We start from the raw sequence: 16884 nt of genomic DNA on the forward strand, positions 1-16884 counted from the left end.
CCTGCTACAGCACTCATCAAAAACCAGAGAGAAAAATAATGAAATCTGCACTGAAGACTTTTGTTCCGGGCGCGTTGGCCCTCCTGCTGCTGTTCCCCGTTGCCGCCCAGGCAAAGGACGTTGAAACCAAGACCAAACTGTCCAACGTGGTGATTCTCGCCACCGGCGGCACCATTGCCGGCGCCGGCGCCAGCGCGGCCAACAGCGCCACGTACCAGGCGGCCAAAGTCGGCATCGAACAATTGATTGCCGGTGTTCCTGAGCTTAGCCAGATCGCCAATGTCCGCGGTGAGCAAGTGATGCAAATTGCGTCCGAAAGCATCAACAACGACAACCTGCTGCAACTGGGCCGTCGCGTCGCCGAACTGGCCGACAGCAAGGATGTGGATGGCATCGTGATCACCCACGGTACCGATACCCTGGAAGAAACCGCCTACTTCCTGAACCTGGTGGAAAAGACCGACAAGCCCATCGTTGTCGTCGGCTCCATGCGCCCAGGCACCGCCATGTCGGCGGACGGCATGCTTAACCTGTACAACGCCGTGGCCGTGGCCGGCAGCAAAGACGCGCGCGGCAAGGGCGTGCTGGTGACCATGAACGACGAGATCCAGTCGGGTCGCGACGTCAGCAAGATGATCAACATCAAGACCGAAGCGTTCAAGAGCCCTTGGGGCCCGCTGGGCATGGTGGTTGAAGGCAAATCCTACTGGTTCCGCCTGCCAGCCAAGCGCCACACCATGGACTCCGAGTTCGACATCAAGAACATCAAGAGCCTGCCGGACGTCGAAATCGCCTACGGCTATGGCAACGTAAGTGACACTGCGTACAAGGCCCTCGCCCAGGCTGGCGCCAAAGCCATCATCCACGCTGGCACCGGCAATGGGTCGGTGTCGTCCAAGGTGGTCCCTGCCCTGGTGGAATTGCGTAAGCAAGGCGTGCAGATCATTCGCTCTTCCCACGTGAATGCCGGCGGCATGGTGCTGCGCAATGCCGAACAGCCTGACGACAAGTATGACTGGGTCGCCGCCCTCGACCTGAACCCACAGAAAGCCCGCATCCTGGCGATGGTCGCCCTGACCAAGACCCAGGACAGCAAAGAGCTGCAACGGATGTTCTGGGAATATTGATTCCTGGTGACATCTGGGCAGGGGCGGATTCATCCGCCTCTGCCCAGCGCGCAAAATCCTCCGACACACACGCCTTCGCCCTACACCAATCTGCCTCAAAAGCCGTCAGACGAACTTCTTGAAATTTAAGCAGTTGCGAAATCGCCCACAGTTAAATACTGTATGTGCGTACAGCTTATCAAGGAATACTCCGTGGCAAAGTCCTCTTCCGCAGCGCCAACCCCGCCTGATGCTTACGCACGCCTGGCTATCCGCGTGCAAAAGATCATCAACTCAACCAACGCCCAGAAGGCCAAGGCCGCCTTGATCTTCCGCTTGCCGGACGAACCGGAGGATGAATGGGCGCGCTTGCTGGAAGAAATCGCAGAGAACGATAACGTCACCCTCGCCTATCGGGACGACGGCGGCGTGCAGATTTTTTGGGTTGTACCGAAGGAAGACTGATGCGATGAGTGCCCGTTTTATCGCTGTGTGCTGTGTGTTTTTTGCCGTCACCGCACACGCCCAAGCGCCTCGCACATTCAGCGAAGCCAAGAAAGTTGCCTGGACGCTCTATGCCCCTCAGTCCACCGAGTTCTATTGCGGCTGCAAATACACCGGCAACCGCGTGGACCTCAAAGCCTGCGGCTACATCCCGCGCAAAAACGCCAGCCGGGCCGCGCGCATAGAGTGGGAGCACATTGTTCCGGCCTGGCAAATCGGGCATCAGCGCCAGTGCTGGCAGAACGGCGGGCGCAAGAACTGCACGCGCCATGATGACGTGTTCAAGCGCGCCGAAGCGGACCTGCACAATCTGGTACCGAGCATTGGCGAGGTCAATGGCGACCGTAATAACTTCAGTTTTGGCTGGCTGCCGGTGCAAAGCGGGCAGTACGGTTCATGCCTGACCCAGGTGGACTTCAAGGCCAAGAAGGTCATGCCGCGCCCGTCCATTCGTGGAATGATCGCGCGCACCTATTTTTACATGAGTAAACAGTACGGCTTGCGCCTGTCCAAGCAGGATCGCCAGTTGTATGAAGCCTGGAACAAGACCTACCCGGTGCAGACATGGGAGCGTCAGCGCAACCAGACCGTGGCGTGTGTGATGGGGCGCGGCAATGAATTTGTCGGCCCGGTGAACCTGAAAGCCTGCGGTTGAAAATGGGCGGAGCTGCCGCCCATCCAGCCCGTTACTGCGCGACGTTATGTTCGATGATCTCCGAGACGGTGTCGGTTTTCTTGGCTCGCGCCATTTTTTCGTTCAGCAATGCCTGCTTGGCCTCGGCCTCGGCCCTGGTTGCGAACGGCCCCAGCAGCACTTCGTCCTTGCCGTCCATTTTCACGATATAGAAATTGAAGCCATGCTCGAGCAGCCAGGCCGTGAGGTCGGTGATCGCCTGCAACTTGTGATCCGGTGGGCCGACCAGGATATCCCACTCTGGAGCCGCGATTGCGCCGGTTTGTGACTGGCTTTCGACCACGGCAGGCTTGGCCTTGGGGGCATCGACAGGCTTACCTTCACCGCAACCGGCCAACGCCAACACCACAATTGCCATTGCTACTTTACGCACAGCCCTGCTCCTTTAAGGATAAAGAGGCAACTTTATCATTCACTGTCTATTCTGGCCGTCATAAACGTTGGCTTAAACAATGCGAATGATGTATCGCAGACCTGTATGATGCCGCCATGGGAATTAATGTCGCCTCTATGCGTCCTAAAAGAGGCAGTCACAGGGAAGCGCTTAGCAGTAAGCTACACACATCCGACATCTGCCCTGTCTGAAACATGTGTCCTTAAAAGTAATCAAGGAGAAGTCCATGCTTATACTCACCCGCAAAGTCGGTGAAAGCATAAACATCGGTGATGACATCACGATCACCATCCTGGGCGTCAGCGGCCAGCAAGTACGAATCGGCATCAACGCACCCAAGGATGTTGCCGTGCATCGCGAGGAGATCTACCAGCGCATCCAGGCCGGCCTGACTGCTCCGGACAAAAACCAGACGCCTTGAAGCACCTCAGTAGCCAGCCCTTTCGTTCACTGTAACGGCTGGCGAAAACCCCTTCGCACTGCTCTTGTGCCTGTTGCGTGATCGACTTCACCCATGCGTTCATCTTCGCGGCAAGATGAAACTGTCTTCACGCTCGGAACTTGTCGCGCCATTCTCAGCCGAATCTCTGACTGACACCATGCCACCCGTGTGCGCTCAGGAGCACGTCGATGCGGCCCAGTACTGCGCAGCCATTTCTCTCCACGTCCTGGACCATCGCCCTGCTGATCGGTCTGGCCTTTGTGGGCCTGGAATATGGCCTCAGGCTTGAACTCGCAGGTGCTGATTCCGCGGATCCGCGTTCCTGGCTGGACCTGGCATTGTTACTGGCTGGCTACCTGTTCATGTTCTGTCTCAAGCCCATCCAGAAAGCCGTGCAGCGTAAGTTATGCCAGCACGCCACGCAGAAATCCGCACCGTGATGGCAAACCTTTGGCTATCAGATCGCCGGTATTTACAGGCCTATAACACGGCCTATGCTTTTCTCTGCACGGTCACTGAGAGGCGCTGAAGCAGATGGACACCCTGACCAAAACCCAAATCGAATCCGAACTGGCAGCCCGTCTGCCCAGCTATACGGTCAGTTGCACATTGCACGCCGACGGCACCCTTTCGGCCGTGCTCAGCGGCCCGGAAACCGACCATTTCGCAATCACCGGAATCGTCCGCGCGCATTATCGCGGCGCCGAGGCGATTGCCAGGCTGGCCAATGAAATCCTCAGGGAGATGGTGCTGTCGCGCCAGGGCATGAGGAATGATCGGATGCAGCCGCCGCCTGCCAGCGCAACCTGCGAACAAGGCTAGGACCGCTAGCGCTGCGTGTCAGCCCGCCTCGTTGTGCAAGGACAACCCACCATCAGCGGCGCGCTGCGCGCGTAGCCGCTCATACCCGTCAATCAATGGATGCTCGGTGAGCATGGGCTTGAGGTGTGTCGCGGTCACAACCATCACATCCGCCCCGGCCGCTTCACCGGCGCGAATCCCCACCGTCGCATCTTCAAACACCAGGCAGTCCTGCACCGCCACGCCCAGGCGCTGCGCGCCCAGTACATAACAGGCGGGGTCCGGTTTGCCGACGGCGACATCCTCAGCCGTGACCAGCACCGCCGGCGGCGCGATGCCGGCCGCTTGCAGCCGACGCAACGCCAGCTCCCTGGGTGCAGAGGTGACCAACGCCCATTGATCGCCCGGCAGGCTGTTCAGGAATGCGACCGCACCGGGAATCGCCACCACACCTTCGACATCATTCAGCTCGGCTTCGGTGATCCACTGCGCCTCAGCCTCAGGGTCGACGCCGGGCAGCGCCTGACGCCTGATGGTATCGATCGCACGGGCGCCGTGAATCGTCTTCAAGAAAGCCGCTACATCCAGGCCATGGCGTTCGGCCCAGATGCTCCATACCCGCTCGGCGGCAGCGATGGAGTTGAGCAGGGTCCCGTCCATATCGAACAGAAAGGCGCGGTAAGGGCGGGCAAAAACGGCTGAACCTCGGATGAACACTGCGTGGCTTCCTCGTGGGCGATAACAAATATTCGGCCCGATGCAATCTACGGATCACCTCGGTGCTTGTAAACGTTGCCGACTGCATTACAGCTTTGTAATCAAGCTGTCAGTCTGCAGAGCCCCCTCGCTTCATACAGTGGAGTCGTCAGTCAGCCACACCGGTTGACGCCACTTCCCACTGATGAAAAGGGTCCACCCATGAAACCTGCAAGCACACTCTGCCTGATCGCCGCCAGCCTGCTGATGCTCGGCACCGGCAGTGCCATGGCCGGCACCGTCGCCCCGGTCAAAGCCAATAACGTGGTACTGGTACACGGCTCCTGGGCAGACGGGTCGAGCTGGTCCGAGGTGATCACCCGCCTCCAGGCCGCCGGCCTGCACGTGACCGCCGTGCAAAACCCGCTGACCTCAGTCGCCGACGATGTCGCCGCCACCAATCGCGTACTGGATCAACAGAATGGCCCTACCGTGCTGGTCGGCCATTCCTACGCCGGCACCGTGGTAAGCGACGCCGGGGTCAACCCTAAAGTCAGTTCCCTGGTGTACGTGGCCGCCCGTGCGCCGGACGCCAATGAAGACTTTGTCGCGCTCTCCGCCAAATACCCGAGCATGCCTGTGCGTGCGGGAGTGGAAGACCACGACGGCTACCTCACCCTGAGCCAGGACGCGTTCCTCAAGTACTTCGCCGCCGATGTGCCCCATGCCAAGGCGCTGGAGCTGTACGCCGTGCAGCAACCCATCACCAAGACCCTGTTCAGCGGCCGCACCGTGAATGCCGCCTGGCACACCAAGCCATCCTGGTACGCCGTGTCGACCAACGACCAGACCATCAACCCGGACCTGGAACGCTTCCTCGCCAAGCGCATGAACGCCAGCACCATCGAGCTGCCATCGAGCCACTTGTCGCTGGTGTCCCACGCCAAGGAAATCACCGACCTGATCCTCGAAGCGTCCGGCCGCCAGCCTTAAACCCTGCATTACAAACTTGTCATCAACCTGTTGGTTGGCTGTTCGGGTCGCCTGGTTACCGTGGACTCACTGCCACGACCTGGCAGCCAACCCCTTCAAGAGAGATGCCGTCATGAAACTGTTTATCCTGGGCTTTGCCGCTTTGCTCGCCACCGGTTCCGTGTTTGCTGCCGAACCTGTGATCCACGACAAAACCGGCTTTTTCGTACACCTGGACGTCGCCAAGGTGCTGTCGAGTACCGACACCTACGGCCAATGCGGCATCGTTCCGGCGCAACTCAACTACCTCGACAGCCAGGGCCGCGAACACGTGCTGGACTACCAGGTGCAGGGCATGGGTTGCGCCAGTGACAATTGATCGGTCTACACTGGCGCCACGCATTGAGACAGGGCACTTCCCATGAACATCCTCGTAGTCGAAGACGAACCCAAGGCCGGCAATTACCTGCTTAACGGCCTGCAGGAACTGGGTTACTCCGTGAGCCTGGCCCGCGATGGCGTGGACGGGTTGCACCAGGCGCTGGAAACGCCGTTCGACGTGATCGTGCTGGACGTGATGATGCCGAAAATGGACGGATGGGAAGTCCTGCGCCGCCTGCGCAAGGAAGCCGACACGCCGGTGCTTTTTCTTACCGCCCGCGATGACATTGCCGACCGCATCAAGGGCCTGGAACTGGGCGCCGATGACTACCTGATCAAGCCCTTCTCGTTTGCCGAACTGGTCGCACGCTTGCGCACCCTGACCCGTCGCGGCCCCAGCCGGGAAGAGGAACAGCTGCAGATCGCCGACTTGCAGATCGACGTGCTCAAGCGCCGCGTCACCCGTGGCGGTACACGCATCACGCTGACCAACAAGGAGTTCGCCTTGCTGCACCTGTTCGCCACGCACCAGGACCAGGTGCTGTCCCGCTCGCTGATCGCCTCCCGGGTGTGGGACATGAACTTCGACAGCGACACCAACGTGGTAGACGTGGCCGTGCGGCGCCTGCGCCTGAAAATCGACGACCCGTTCCAACTCAAACTGATCCACAGCGTGCGGGGCATCGGCTACCGCTTCGATACGCAGCCATGAGCAACCGTCGCCACTATTCGCTGACCCTGCGCCTGGCGCTGATTTTCGCCTTGCTGGCATTCGCCCTGCTCGCCACCCTGGGCGTGGCGCTCTACCGCGAGCTGGAGCGCGAACTGATCAAACGGGATGACGCCGCGCTGATCTACCGCGCCGACCAGTTGCGCAACCTGCTCAACGACAGCAACACCCTGGACCTGATCAAGACCAAGCCGGAGCTGTTCCAGAACATGCTGGGCAACAGCGAATCAGTGCTGAGCATCGCCGCACCAGGGCAGAAGCCGTTGCTGCTGGTCAACCCTGGCAATATTGAAATGCCCGCCGTGTCGCCCGTCCCTAAAGACCACGCGCTGGGCTTTGCCGACGTGCACCATTTGCCTGGCATCAATGGCGTACCGTTCGCCACCATCGCCGCGTCCATCGACTCCGGCGACTTGGGCAGCCTGCAAGTCACCACCGGGCGCCTGATGACAGAACGCACCGCAATGCTCGCCAGCTATCGCCTGAGCGTGTTTTTCCTGGCCAGCATTGCGGCCGTCATCCTCGCTGTGGTCAGTTACCTGCTGGTGCACCGTGGCCTGGTGCCGCTGCGGCGCCTGGCCGCGCACACCCAAGGCATTGGCGTGGGCAACCTGGCGGAACGTCTCGACAGCCACGGCACACCCAAAGAGCTGCTGCCGATGATCGACTCGTTCAACACCATGCTCGAACGCCTGGCCAAGGGGTTTGTGCAACTGGGCCAAGTGTCCACCGACATGGCCCACGAACTGCGCACGCCGATCAATAACCTGCTGGGCGAAACCCAGGTCGCCCTGCAACAGCAGCGCAGCGTCGAGAGCTATCAACAACTGCTGGCGTCCAACGTCGAGGAGCTGGAGCGCCTGGCACGCATGCTCGACAACATGCTGTTCCTGGCCCGCACCGACCCCGCCAGCGCCTTGCGCCAACGCCAGGAACTCAGTGCCGCCGAGGAAGTGGAACGCATCGCCGATTACTTTGAAGGCTTGGCCGGCGATGTGGATATGCGCATTCAGGCCGAGGGCGAAGGCGTGATCTGGGCCGAACCGATGCTGTTGCGCCGGGCACTGGCGAACCTGTGTGCCAACGCCATTAAATATGGTGCACCGCGTTCAGAGCTGGTGATCCAGGCCATCCCCAATGCCGAGGGCATCCACCTGAGGGTCAGCAACCACGGCGAAACCATTGCAGCCGAGCATCTGCCACGCCTGTTCGAACGGTTTTACCGGGTGGATGAGTCGCGGGAACGCTCGGCCCAGTCCAATGGGTTGGGCCTGTCGATTGTGGCGACCATCATGCAGTTGCATAACGGGCGCTACGGCGTGAGCAGCGAGGCGGGGGTGACGTGTTTCGAGTTGTTCTTTCCCCGGCGTGAGGACTGAGCAACCTAAGCGCGGTGTTATTTTGCAAAGGTTTGCTTATGACTGCCGGCCCGCACTCGCACTATTCTGCCCCCTGAAGATCCGGCTCAAGGTAGAGGCGGCAGCGGTAATCAATCAGGGAGATTCGGGCATGGAAATACGGTTGGGTTCACTGGAAAAGGGGCTGGCTGAAATGAAAGAAAAGCTGATCACCGTTTCGAGCAAGGCAGACTCCATGGAAAAACACTTTGCAACCAAGGCGGACCTTACGACCACTGAAGCAAACCTGATCAAGTGGTATTTGGCGACGGCATTTGCCATGACCGGCCTGGGCGGCGCCATCACGTTCGGGCTTACCCGGTTGTTTGCGACCTGAGGCTGATCAGGCAGGTCAACTGACCTGCCCGCCCGCTTCAACGACATCCACGGATGTTTGCCACGCAGCCAGCATCGCTACCTTCAACGCCTCGACCACTGTGGCCACCGCCATCGAAGGCTGACCCGAAACAACCACCTGTTCCGGCAAGTAGGGCACATGGATAAACCCACTGCGCACTGCAGTGGCAGCGAGTGCATGTTGCAACAGGTAGAACACCTGGTTGCACACAAAGGTACCCGCCGTTTGCGAAACCGACGCTCCGATCCCCGCCTCGCGCACCGCCTTGACCATCGCCTTGATCGGCAGCGTCGTGAAGTACGCGGCCGGGCCGTCTGCCACGACGGGCGTATCGATCGGCTGCTCACCCAGGTTGTCGGGGATGCGCGCATCATTCACGTTTATCGCCACGCGCTCGAAGGAAATCACACTGCGCCCCGGGCCCAACCCGTTGGCAATCACCATGGCGGGTTGCAACGCGTCGATCAATTGGGTCAGGCACTCGCCCACCGTGGCAAAGGCACAGGGCAGTTGACGCGCAACCACCCGCACATCGACGGCCAGCTGCACGCCATCCAAGCGGCGCACAGCTTCCCACGAAGGGTTTACCAGGTCTTGATCAAAGGGCTCGAACCCCATCAGCAGTACAGTTTGCATCCTGGCCTCACATCAACAGGTAAAGCAGCACAATATTAACCACCAGCATCATCAACGCAGTCGGCAGTTGGGCCTTGATCACCGCGTTCTTGTCCGGCAACTCCAGCAGCGCCGCCGGCACAATATTGAAGTTGGCGGCCATCGGGGTCATCAGCGTACCGCAGTACCCGGAGAACATGCCGATCGCGGCCATCACCGCCGGGTTGCCGCCATAGATCCCGACCAGCACCGGCACCCCGACACCGCCGGTCATCACCGGGAACGCCGCGAAGCCGTTACCCATGATCACCGTGAACAGCGCCATGCCCAATACATAGACCATCACCGCAACCAGCTTGAAGTCCAGGTTGATGTAGGTGGTCGTGACGTGTGCCACGGCCGTGCCCACCCCGGCTTCGTTGAACAGCAGGCCCAACATCGCCAACATTTGCGGCAGCACCATGGCCCAGCCCAGGGCTTCAGTCAGGCGACGCGATTCACGCAAGGCTTGAACCGGCGTATCACGGGTCAACCAGCAGGCTAGACCAAGGGCGATCAGGCAACCGATGCCGAGGGAGACGAAGGTGGTGTTTTTCGGGTCCAGCAGCGGTACACCGCCGATTTCGGTGTGCTTGAGCAATACCGAGCCGATCACCGTGGTCAGCGGGATGGCCAGCGCCGGGATAAACAGCTTGTGCCCAAGGCGGCCGGCACTGGCACGCGAGTCCTTGTCATGCAGCTCGGCATGCGTGCCACGGCCGACGCCGCCAAAACCGGCGATCAACGCCATCACGACCACGCCCGCACCGATGACCACCGACGGCAGGCGCTCACCCACCAAAAACGGAATCGCGAACAGCAGCCAGAACAAGGCACTCGACCAGCGCTTGGGATGGGTGCGATCCAACACGATCATGCCCGCCGTGATCAGCAACAGAACGCCGGCCAGCCAGTACAAGTATTGAATGGAGATGATCATTGCGCGGCCTCCACAGCGGTGGCGACAGGCGTCATCTCGCGGGTCAACCTGCGGTCGAATCGATGCAGGCGAATGGCGTGGATGATAAACGCGCAGATCGCCGTAGGAATGCCCCACACCGCAATGTGCAACGGTTCCACATCAATCCCCGAGCCCAGCAGGAAGGTGTGCATCAGCGCAATCGCACCAAAGGCAACGAAAATATCCTCACCAAAAAACAGCCCGACGTTGTCGGTGGCCGCGCACATCGCCAGCACCTTGTGGCGCAGTTTGTCCGGCAGTTTGCCGTAGCGTTTTTCTGCCGCGCCCTCGGCCATCGGTGCCAGCAGCGGGCGCACCATCTGCGGGTGCCCACCCAGGCTGGTCAAGCCCATGGCGGCCGTGGACTCGCGCACAAACAGATACATGATCAGCAAGCGCCCTACCGTGGCGCGCTCGAACCGTGCGATCCAGTTCTGCGCATGCAGGCGCAAGCCATGGCGCTCCAGCAAACCGATGACCGCCAGGGGTAGCAACAGAATCAATTGCAGGGCGCGGGTCTGAAGGAAACCATCACCCATGGTCTCGAGTATTTTTTCCAGCGGGAAGTGGGCAGCAAACCCGGTAGCGATAGCGGCGGCGGTAACCACCAACAGCGGATTGAAGCGCAAAACAAAGCCAACCACGATCACAAGTACGCCGATCAACGGCCATAAGTTCACAACAGTTTGCATGGCACAAAGGTCCTTTAGTGCGCGCTGCGGCGCCATTACAGCAGGATGTGAACAAAGGGTTCACAGCAGAAGTGGCGTGCAGTCGGCTCGGTTTTTTATTGTTGACCCGGAAGGTCGAGCGTCAGTGGTGGCAACTGTGCTGCCTGGGGGCGGGAGGTGTCCAACAAGAAAAATTGTTGCTGCGGACCAATAAATTTTGTGGCTGATTGAGGGGAGAAACGTGAAATGCAAAAAGGGCCAACCGCTCGGTTGACCCTCCTGCCCCGTACCTGACCGCGTTAGAGGTGCCTGGCGGTCTGCTGCGACACTTCCTGAAGATTCTGCTCGGTGATTTTCTTCCAGTCTTTTTCCATCACCACCTGCATGCTCTGGTTTTGCAGGGTGACCACGTCGAACGTCTTGGCCCCCGGCATTTCGATACGCACAAGCGACTTGCTGCTGACGTCAACCATAAAGAAACCCGGAGTGAACCAGGACCAGAACTCGACGATATGCACCTTCACCTTAGTATCAGCAGCACTTGGCTCGGTCACGACTTCATAGCCCGCTTGCTGGTAGGCCGAGGCTACCGACTCATTGACCAATTGCGCAAGGGTGCGGCCGGAAGGCAACAATACGTCGCCGAGCGCCATGCCGTAACCATTACGCTTGCGAGCGATGGCGCGTTCAGTAATGGATTTATCGGTGACTTCGTCATTTTTCAGCGACGGCGTTGCCGGGTTACGCGGGCTTACCTGGAAGACGCGCTCATCCACCGTACTGATCAGCACCTTCTTGCCATTGCTCGCGTTAGCCTGCACGTTCGCCGGCGGCACAAAATTGACCGCAACCTCCGACCGGCTGGTGACACACCCCGACAGCACCAGCAACGCCGCAATCCCCACCGCTAACCGAACACTCATACACACCACTCCCTAGCGCCATCATGGCTTGACCGGATATCGGCCGAGGGCAATTGTACCTAGATGATGGCATTTCGGTATCGCTAACTATTTAATCAAAACGCCCGCCCCCGCACGTGTACGTTCCTGCCTTAGCCGGTATCTTCGAGGTCAGCGACCTTCACTGAACAAGGGGCAGTACCGGTGACCTCTCCCGCCACACCCACCGCCGAAACCGGCCTTAGCGTACAAACCCGCTTGATCGCCCTGGTGGTTGCCGTGACCTTCTTCATGGAGAACCTCGACGCTACGGTCATCGCCACAGCGCTGCCAACCATGGCGACGGCGTTTGGCGTCACCCCGGTCGACATGAACATCGGCATCACCGCCTATATCCTCGCCGTGGCGATCTTCATTCCGCTGTCCAGCTGGGTCGCCGACCGTTTTGGCGCACGCCGGGTATTTGCCGGCGCAATCATTGTCTTCACCCTCGCCTCGCTGCTCTGCGGGCTGAGCCAAAGTCTTGAGATGTTTGTGTTCGCGCGGATACTGCAAGGCATCGGCGGCGCGCTGATGGTGCCCGTGGGGCGCTTGGCCGTACTGCGTAATACAGACAAGAAAGACCTGGTAAAAATGATCGCGATCATTACCTGGCCCGGCCTGGTGGCGCCGATTCTCGGGCCACTGGCCGGCGGGTTGATCGTCACCCACGCCTCGTGGCCGTGGATCTTTTACGTGAACATTCCGCTTGGCCTGCTGGCGTTGGTCGCCGCCCTGTGGCTGGTGCCGGAAGGCCGCGAAGCGCAGGTGCGCAGGTTCGACGCCAAGGGCTTTGTATTGCTGGCAGGCGCCTGTGTGGCCTTGCTCGGCGGGCTGGAATGGCTGGGCAGCCAGAGCGGCGAAAGGCTCATCCCGGGCTTCGGGGTGGTCGTCGCGGGTTTGGTGCTGACAGTGTGGGCCGTGCACCATTGCCGGCATTACCCCGAGCCGTTGCTGCCGCTGGAAACCCTGCGCATCAATACCTTTCGCGTGAGCATCTATGGGGGCTCACTGTTCCGCCTGGCCATCAGCGCCCTGCCATTCCTGCTGCCGCTGCTGTTTCAAGTCGCCTTTGGCTTATCCCCGGTGGATGCAGGCTTGCTGGTGCTCGCGGTGTTTGCCGGCAACCTGGCGATGAAACCCTTCACCACCGCGATCATGCAGCGTTATGGGTTTCGCAAGGTGCTGCTGGTGAATGGGGTGATTGGCGTGGTGTCGATTGCCGCGTGTGCACTCTTTACCGCGCAGACGCCCTTTGCGCTGATTGCGACCGTGTTGTTCGTGGGCGGATTGTCACGCTCGATGCAATTCACCTGCTACAACTCCATCGGCTTCGCAGACGTGCCCAAACCGCGCATGAGCGAGGCATCGGCGCTGTTCAGCATGTCGTTCCAGCTGGCGATGGGCATGGGCGTGACGGTGGCGGCGCTGTTGCTGCGGGCGTCCATGAGCGTGCAAGGGCATGAGATTCAGGCGCAAGCGGCGGATTTTCGCGTGGCGTTTATCGGGGTCGCGTTACTGGGGATGTTGGCGCTGGTGGATGTGTATCGGTTGCCGGCGGGCGCCGGGGAGAGTGTGCTGACACGCGGCTGAGCGCAGCGCTCGATGCGTCAACACACTCATCGATGAATCAGGCGGTGGTGCTGACCAGAGAGCCCGTGCCGCTGTTGCCCTCATCAGTCACGGCTTTCAACAAGGCCGACGTTACCGTCTGCAAGGCCGCTGAAGTGCTCGCGATCTGCGATTGAGCCGCCGCTACCGCGACGGCCTTGGCGTCTGGGTCCTGGGTGCCAGACTGGGCTTTTTGCAACGCTTGTTGCTGCTGCTGAAGCAGTTGCTGCAACTGTTCAATCTGCTTTTTCAGCTGCTTGACAGTCTCGGAGTCCTGCTTGAGCGGCGCCTCGCCGCCGCCTACACCACCAGCACCTTCAGCACCGGCGTTCATATTGACCTTCAAGCCATCTGCGCTGCTGGTGCTATCGGTTGTTGTGGAATCAACCGGGGCGGCAACGCTTTGACTGCTGGATACAGCGGGAGGATTGCTAATATTGATGAGCATTGCCATAGGTCCGATGCCGAAAGAGTACTGACTGCATCGGCTTGACTGCCAGTTACTTTAGTCGGGGTTTTGCAAAAGCTTTTCAAATCGCGGACAACAAAAAAGGGCCCACCTTTCGGTGAGCCCTTCTAGACCGCCCAGCAGAGCGGATTTTGTTTGGTAGGCGCGATTGGACTCGAACCAACGACCCCCACCATGTCAAGGTGGTGCTCTAACCAACTGAGCTACGTGCCTGCTGTGAGGCGGCATTCTACGGAATTTCGAAGGGGTGTCAACCTCTTTTTTGCAGCTAACCCTATGAATATGCGAATTTTTTATTTTCGGCCGGCACATGCGCCTTTTGCAGGTGGCTGGCAGGCAATTTTCAACTCAGGTAGGATCGGCGCACTCGTAAAAAATATAAAACAGAGGTTCCAGGATGGCGAACACCCCCTACCCCCAGTCGTATTACGCCGCTTCCGCGAATGCCGTTCCGCCTCGCCCGATGCTGCAAGGCGAAGTCGAAACCGATGTGTGCGTGATTGGTGCCGGCTATACCGGCCTTTCCAGCGCGCTGTTTCTGCTGGAGAACGGTTTTCGCGTGACGGTGCTCGAAGCCGCCAAGGTGGGCTTTGGAGCCTCTGGCCGTAATGGCGGGCAAATCGTCAACAGCTATAGCCGCGATATCGACGTGATCGAGCGCAGTGTCGGCCCCCAGCAGGCACAGCTGCTCGGGCAGATGGCGTTTGAGGGCGGCAGGATCATCCGCGAGCGGGTTGCCAAGTATCAGATCCAGTGCGACTTGAAGGATGGCGGCGTGTTTGCTGCACTCAATAGCAAGCACATGGGCCACCTGGAATCGCAGAAGCGCTTGTGGGAGCGCTACGGCCATACGCAACTGGAGCTGCTGGACGAACGCCGTATCCGCGAAGTGGTGGCGTGCGACAACTACGTAGGCGGCCTGCTGGACATGAGCGGTGGCCACATTCACCCACTTAATCTGGCACTGGGCGAAGCGGCGGCCGTGGAGTCGCTGGGCGGCACGATCTACGAGCAATCGGCAGCGGTGCGTATCGAGCGCGGCGCCAACCCGGTGGTGCACACCGCCGAGGGCAAGGTCAGGGCCAAGTTCATCATCGTCGCCGGCAATGCCTACCTGGGCAACCTGGTGCCGGAGCTGGCGGCCAAATCAATGCCATGCGGGACACAGGTCATCACCACGGCGCCACTGGGCGATGAACTGGCCAAAACGCTGCTACCCCAGGATTACTGCGTCGAGGACTGCAACTACCTGCTCGACTACTACCGCCTCACAGGCGACAAACGCCTGATCTTTGGCGGCGGCGTGGTGTATGGCGCGCGCGACCCGGCCAACATCGAGGCGATCATTCGCCCAAAGATGCTCAAAGCGTTCCCGCAGCTCAAGGATGTGAAAATCGACTACGCCTGGACCGGCAACTTCCTGCTGACCCTGTCGCGCCTGCCACAGGTGGGTCGCCTCGGCGACAACATCTATTACTCCCAGGGCTGCAGCGGCCACGGCGTAACATACACGCACCTGGCAGGCAAGGTATTGGCAGAGGCCCTTCGAGGCCAGGCAGAGCGTTTTGATGCGTTTGCCGACCTGCCGCACTACCCGTTCCCGGGCGGCCAACTGTTGCGCACCCCATTTGCGGCGCTGGGTGCCTGGTATTACGGGTTGCGGGACAAGTTGGGGTTCTGACAACAGCGCAAGAGCCGGTGCGCCGGCTCTTTCAACGGTTTTGCCAAATCGCAGACACAAAAAACCCCGGTCTTTCGACCAGGGTATTTGCTATCGGATCAAAGTAGCCAGCGGCTTGCTTTGTGCTTCAAGGCGTTCAGTGGGCCTTGAGGCAGATATGGCGCAGCGGACGGGACTCGAACCCGCGACCCCCGGCGTGACAGGCCGGTATTCTAACCGACTGAACTACCGCTGCGTATCGCTTGACCGGCTGAGCGCAAAACCCTCAACCGTCTTTAAACATCTGATCAATCAGCCTTGGCTGTTCGATCTCAAGCCCGACGAGTCAGACCTGGAAAATATGGCGCAGCGGACGGGACTCGAACCCGCGACCCCCGGCGTGACAGGCCGGTATTCTAACCGACTGAACTACCGCTGCGCGTCGGTGCAACCTTTAACGTTGCGTCTTGCCCCAGGGCAAAACTCTCAAGAAGTGGTGGGTGATGACGGGATCGAACCGCCGACCCTCTGCTTGTAAGGCAGATGCTCTCCCAGCTGAGCTAATCACCCTTTGCTTCGTTGAGGCCGCGAAATTTACGCAGGTAACGAACCTAAGTCAATAGCCTGCTTGAAGTTTTTCTGAAAAAGACAAAATTGCTTCAAGACGGCCACCGGCCCTACTCGCTGTAAATCATCTTCTTGCTCATGCCACCGTCCACCACAAACTCTTGCCCGGTGACGAACCCCGCCTGGCGCGACAGCAACCACGCCACCATCGCTGCCACATCCTCCACCGTGCCCACCCTGCCCGCCGGGTGCTGGGCATGATCGGCATCGCTCAGCGGCTCGGCACGCCGCGCCGCAGGATCACGCGCATCGATCCAGCCCGGGCTCACGGCATTGACCCGCACCTCCGGCCCCAGGCTGATCGCCAACGCGTGTGTCAGGGCCAGCAGGCCGCCCTTGCTCGCCGCGTAGGCCTCGGTGTCGGGCTCCGATTGACCGGCCCGGGTCGACGCCAGGTTGACGATCGCCCCACCATGGGCGCGCAGGTACGGCGCACAGTGCTTGGCCAGCAACATAGGCCCGCTGAGGTTCACCGCCAACACACGGTTCCAGTACGCCAGGTCGAGACTTTCCAGGGTGGTATTGCGCGGGTCGGCCACCGCCGCGTTGCACACCAGCGCATCCAGGCGGCCAAACTGCCCCAGCACCTCGGCAACACCTTGGGCCACTTGTTTTTCGTCGGCCACGTCCATGCTGATAAACCAGGCGTTTTCGCCCAGCACCTTGGACACCTTGGAACCGCGCTCGCGGTCCAGGTCGGTCAACACCACCTGCCAGCCTTCGCTGATCAGCCACGCGGCAATCCCGAGGCCAATGCCCCGCGCCGCGCCTGTCACCAGTGCGACGCGCCCGTTACTGGCGGTTGCAGCTTCCAT

General features: G+C 60.2%; 21 protein-coding genes and 4 tRNA genes. 13 read left to right on the plus strand and 12 right to left on the minus strand.

Going from position 1 to position 16884, the window contains the following annotated elements:
- The first annotated feature begins 38 nt into the window (after positions 1-38).
- The 3 genes from AC0IYH_RS07085 to AC0IYH_RS07095 all read left to right on the plus strand — a co-directional run bounded on the left by AC0IYH_RS07085 (position 39) and on the right by AC0IYH_RS07095 (position 2265).
- A complete protein-coding gene (locus AC0IYH_RS07085; RefSeq protein ID WP_116626433.1) occupies positions 39-1127 on the plus strand; it encodes an asparaginase in 1089 nt (362 codons plus the stop codon).
- Between the two features lie 192 nt (positions 1128-1319).
- Complete coding sequence (locus tag AC0IYH_RS07090; RefSeq protein ID WP_177409923.1) at positions 1320-1571, plus strand: DUF1654 domain-containing protein; 252 nt, start codon at positions 1320-1322, stop codon at positions 1569-1571.
- 4 nt (positions 1572-1575) lie between these two features.
- Positions 1576-2265, plus strand: coding sequence for an endonuclease I family protein (locus AC0IYH_RS07095; protein WP_116626432.1), 690 nt, complete (start codon positions 1576-1578; stop codon positions 2263-2265).
- A gap of 31 nt (positions 2266-2296) precedes the next feature.
- On the opposite strand, the gene AC0IYH_RS07100 is transcribed toward AC0IYH_RS07095, so the two are convergent.
- Positions 2297-2677 carry an SPOR domain-containing protein gene (locus tag AC0IYH_RS07100; RefSeq protein WP_122773359.1) on the minus strand — a complete coding sequence of 127 codons (381 nt, stop codon included), beginning with the start codon at positions 2675-2677 and terminating at the stop codon, positions 2297-2299.
- A gap of 247 nt (positions 2678-2924) precedes the next feature.
- On the opposite strand from AC0IYH_RS07100, the gene csrA reads away from it, so the two are divergent.
- The 3 genes from csrA (at position 2925) to AC0IYH_RS07115 (ending at position 3962) form a co-directional block, all read left to right on the plus strand.
- On the plus strand, positions 2925-3119 hold the full coding sequence (gene csrA / locus AC0IYH_RS07105; RefSeq protein ID WP_003192511.1) for a carbon storage regulator CsrA: 195 nt from the start codon (positions 2925-2927) through the stop codon (positions 3117-3119).
- Positions 3120-3328: 209 nt separating this feature from the next.
- Entirely contained in the window at positions 3329-3580 is a 252-nt protein-coding gene (locus AC0IYH_RS07110) for a hypothetical protein (protein ID WP_116626430.1), read from the plus strand.
- A 94-nt stretch (positions 3581-3674) separates the two neighbouring features.
- Entirely contained in the window at positions 3675-3962 is a 288-nt protein-coding gene (locus tag AC0IYH_RS07115) for a hypothetical protein (RefSeq protein WP_471833578.1), read from the plus strand.
- An 18-nt stretch (positions 3963-3980) separates the two neighbouring features.
- Here AC0IYH_RS07115 and AC0IYH_RS07120 read toward each other — a convergent pair whose 3' ends face one another.
- The gene (locus AC0IYH_RS07120) at positions 3981-4658 is read right to left on the minus strand and encodes an HAD family hydrolase (RefSeq protein ID WP_471833580.1); all 678 of its coding nucleotides are present in this window, start codon (positions 4656-4658) and stop codon (positions 3981-3983) included.
- A gap of 201 nt (positions 4659-4859) precedes the next feature.
- Between AC0IYH_RS07120 and AC0IYH_RS07125 the strand changes: the two genes are divergently transcribed.
- The 5 genes from AC0IYH_RS07125 to AC0IYH_RS07145 all read left to right on the plus strand — a co-directional run bounded on the left by AC0IYH_RS07125 (position 4860) and on the right by AC0IYH_RS07145 (position 8454).
- Entirely contained in the window at positions 4860-5630 is a 771-nt protein-coding gene (locus AC0IYH_RS07125; RefSeq protein WP_122773360.1) for an alpha/beta hydrolase, read from the plus strand.
- A gap of 112 nt (positions 5631-5742) precedes the next feature.
- Complete coding sequence (locus AC0IYH_RS07130; RefSeq protein WP_116626426.1) at positions 5743-5988, plus strand: DUF2790 domain-containing protein; 246 nt, start codon at positions 5743-5745, stop codon at positions 5986-5988.
- A 42-nt stretch (positions 5989-6030) separates the two neighbouring features.
- Positions 6031-6702, plus strand: coding sequence for a heavy metal response regulator transcription factor (locus tag AC0IYH_RS07135; RefSeq protein WP_116626425.1), 672 nt, complete (start codon positions 6031-6033; stop codon positions 6700-6702).
- On the plus strand, positions 6699-8099 hold the full coding sequence (locus AC0IYH_RS07140; protein WP_471833582.1) for a heavy metal sensor histidine kinase: 1401 nt from the start codon (positions 6699-6701) through the stop codon (positions 8097-8099). Before AC0IYH_RS07135 ends, AC0IYH_RS07140 begins: the two co-directional genes overlap by 4 nt.
- A 130-nt stretch (positions 8100-8229) precedes the next feature.
- Entirely contained in the window at positions 8230-8454 is a 225-nt protein-coding gene (locus AC0IYH_RS07145) for a hypothetical protein (RefSeq protein WP_116626423.1), read from the plus strand.
- Between the two features lie 15 nt (positions 8455-8469).
- On the opposite strand, the gene pcp is transcribed toward AC0IYH_RS07145, so the two are convergent.
- The 4 genes from pcp to AC0IYH_RS07165 all read right to left on the minus strand — a co-directional run bounded on the left by pcp (position 8470) and on the right by AC0IYH_RS07165 (position 11684).
- Positions 8470-9111, minus strand: coding sequence for a pyroglutamyl-peptidase I (pcp, locus tag AC0IYH_RS07150; protein WP_471833584.1), 642 nt, complete (start codon positions 9109-9111; stop codon positions 8470-8472).
- 7 nt (positions 9112-9118) lie between these two features.
- On the minus strand, positions 9119-10069 hold the full coding sequence (locus AC0IYH_RS07155) for a DUF979 domain-containing protein (protein ID WP_471833586.1): 951 nt from the start codon (positions 10067-10069) through the stop codon (positions 9119-9121).
- Positions 10066-10782, minus strand: a complete 717-nt coding sequence (locus AC0IYH_RS07160) for a DUF969 domain-containing protein (protein ID WP_471833588.1) — start codon at positions 10780-10782, stop codon at positions 10066-10068. The genes AC0IYH_RS07155 and AC0IYH_RS07160 overlap by 4 nt, the downstream gene beginning before the upstream one ends.
- Before the next feature lie 278 nt (positions 10783-11060).
- A complete protein-coding gene (locus AC0IYH_RS07165) occupies positions 11061-11684 on the minus strand; it encodes a flagellar biosynthesis protein (RefSeq protein WP_177411943.1) in 624 nt (207 codons plus the stop codon).
- Positions 11685-11867: 183 nt separating this feature from the next.
- Between AC0IYH_RS07165 and AC0IYH_RS07170 the strand changes: the two genes are divergently transcribed.
- On the plus strand, positions 11868-13295 hold the full coding sequence (locus AC0IYH_RS07170) for a DHA2 family efflux MFS transporter permease subunit (RefSeq protein WP_471833590.1): 1428 nt from the start codon (positions 11868-11870) through the stop codon (positions 13293-13295).
- 37 nt (positions 13296-13332) lie between these two features.
- Here the strand turns inward: AC0IYH_RS07170 and AC0IYH_RS07175 are convergent, their stop codons facing one another.
- Together AC0IYH_RS07175 and AC0IYH_RS07180 are read right to left on the minus strand one after the other, a co-directional pair.
- The gene (locus AC0IYH_RS07175) at positions 13333-13761 is read right to left on the minus strand and encodes a hypothetical protein (RefSeq protein ID WP_122773367.1); all 429 of its coding nucleotides are present in this window, start codon (positions 13759-13761) and stop codon (positions 13333-13335) included.
- A 157-nt stretch (positions 13762-13918) separates the two neighbouring features.
- A tRNA-Val gene (locus tag AC0IYH_RS07180) sits at positions 13919-13995 on the minus strand.
- Positions 13996-14179: 184 nt separating this feature from the next.
- On the opposite strand from AC0IYH_RS07180, the gene AC0IYH_RS07185 reads away from it, so the two are divergent.
- Entirely contained in the window at positions 14180-15463 is a 1284-nt protein-coding gene (locus tag AC0IYH_RS07185) for an NAD(P)/FAD-dependent oxidoreductase (protein WP_122757974.1), read from the plus strand.
- Positions 15464-15621: 158 nt separating this feature from the next.
- On the opposite strand, the gene AC0IYH_RS07190 is transcribed toward AC0IYH_RS07185, so the two are convergent.
- The 4 genes from AC0IYH_RS07190 to AC0IYH_RS07205 form a co-directional block, all read right to left on the minus strand.
- A tRNA-Asp gene (locus AC0IYH_RS07190) sits at positions 15622-15698 on the minus strand.
- Positions 15699-15804: 106 nt separating this feature from the next.
- A tRNA-Asp gene (locus AC0IYH_RS07195) sits at positions 15805-15881 on the minus strand.
- A gap of 55 nt (positions 15882-15936) precedes the next feature.
- Positions 15937-16012 (minus strand) — tRNA-Val (locus AC0IYH_RS07200).
- Between the two features lie 107 nt (positions 16013-16119).
- The gene (locus tag AC0IYH_RS07205) at positions 16120-16884 is read right to left on the minus strand and encodes an SDR family oxidoreductase (protein WP_471833592.1); all 765 of its coding nucleotides are present in this window, start codon (positions 16882-16884) and stop codon (positions 16120-16122) included.

It is taken from the genome of Pseudomonas sp. AC463 (assembly GCF_979253585.1).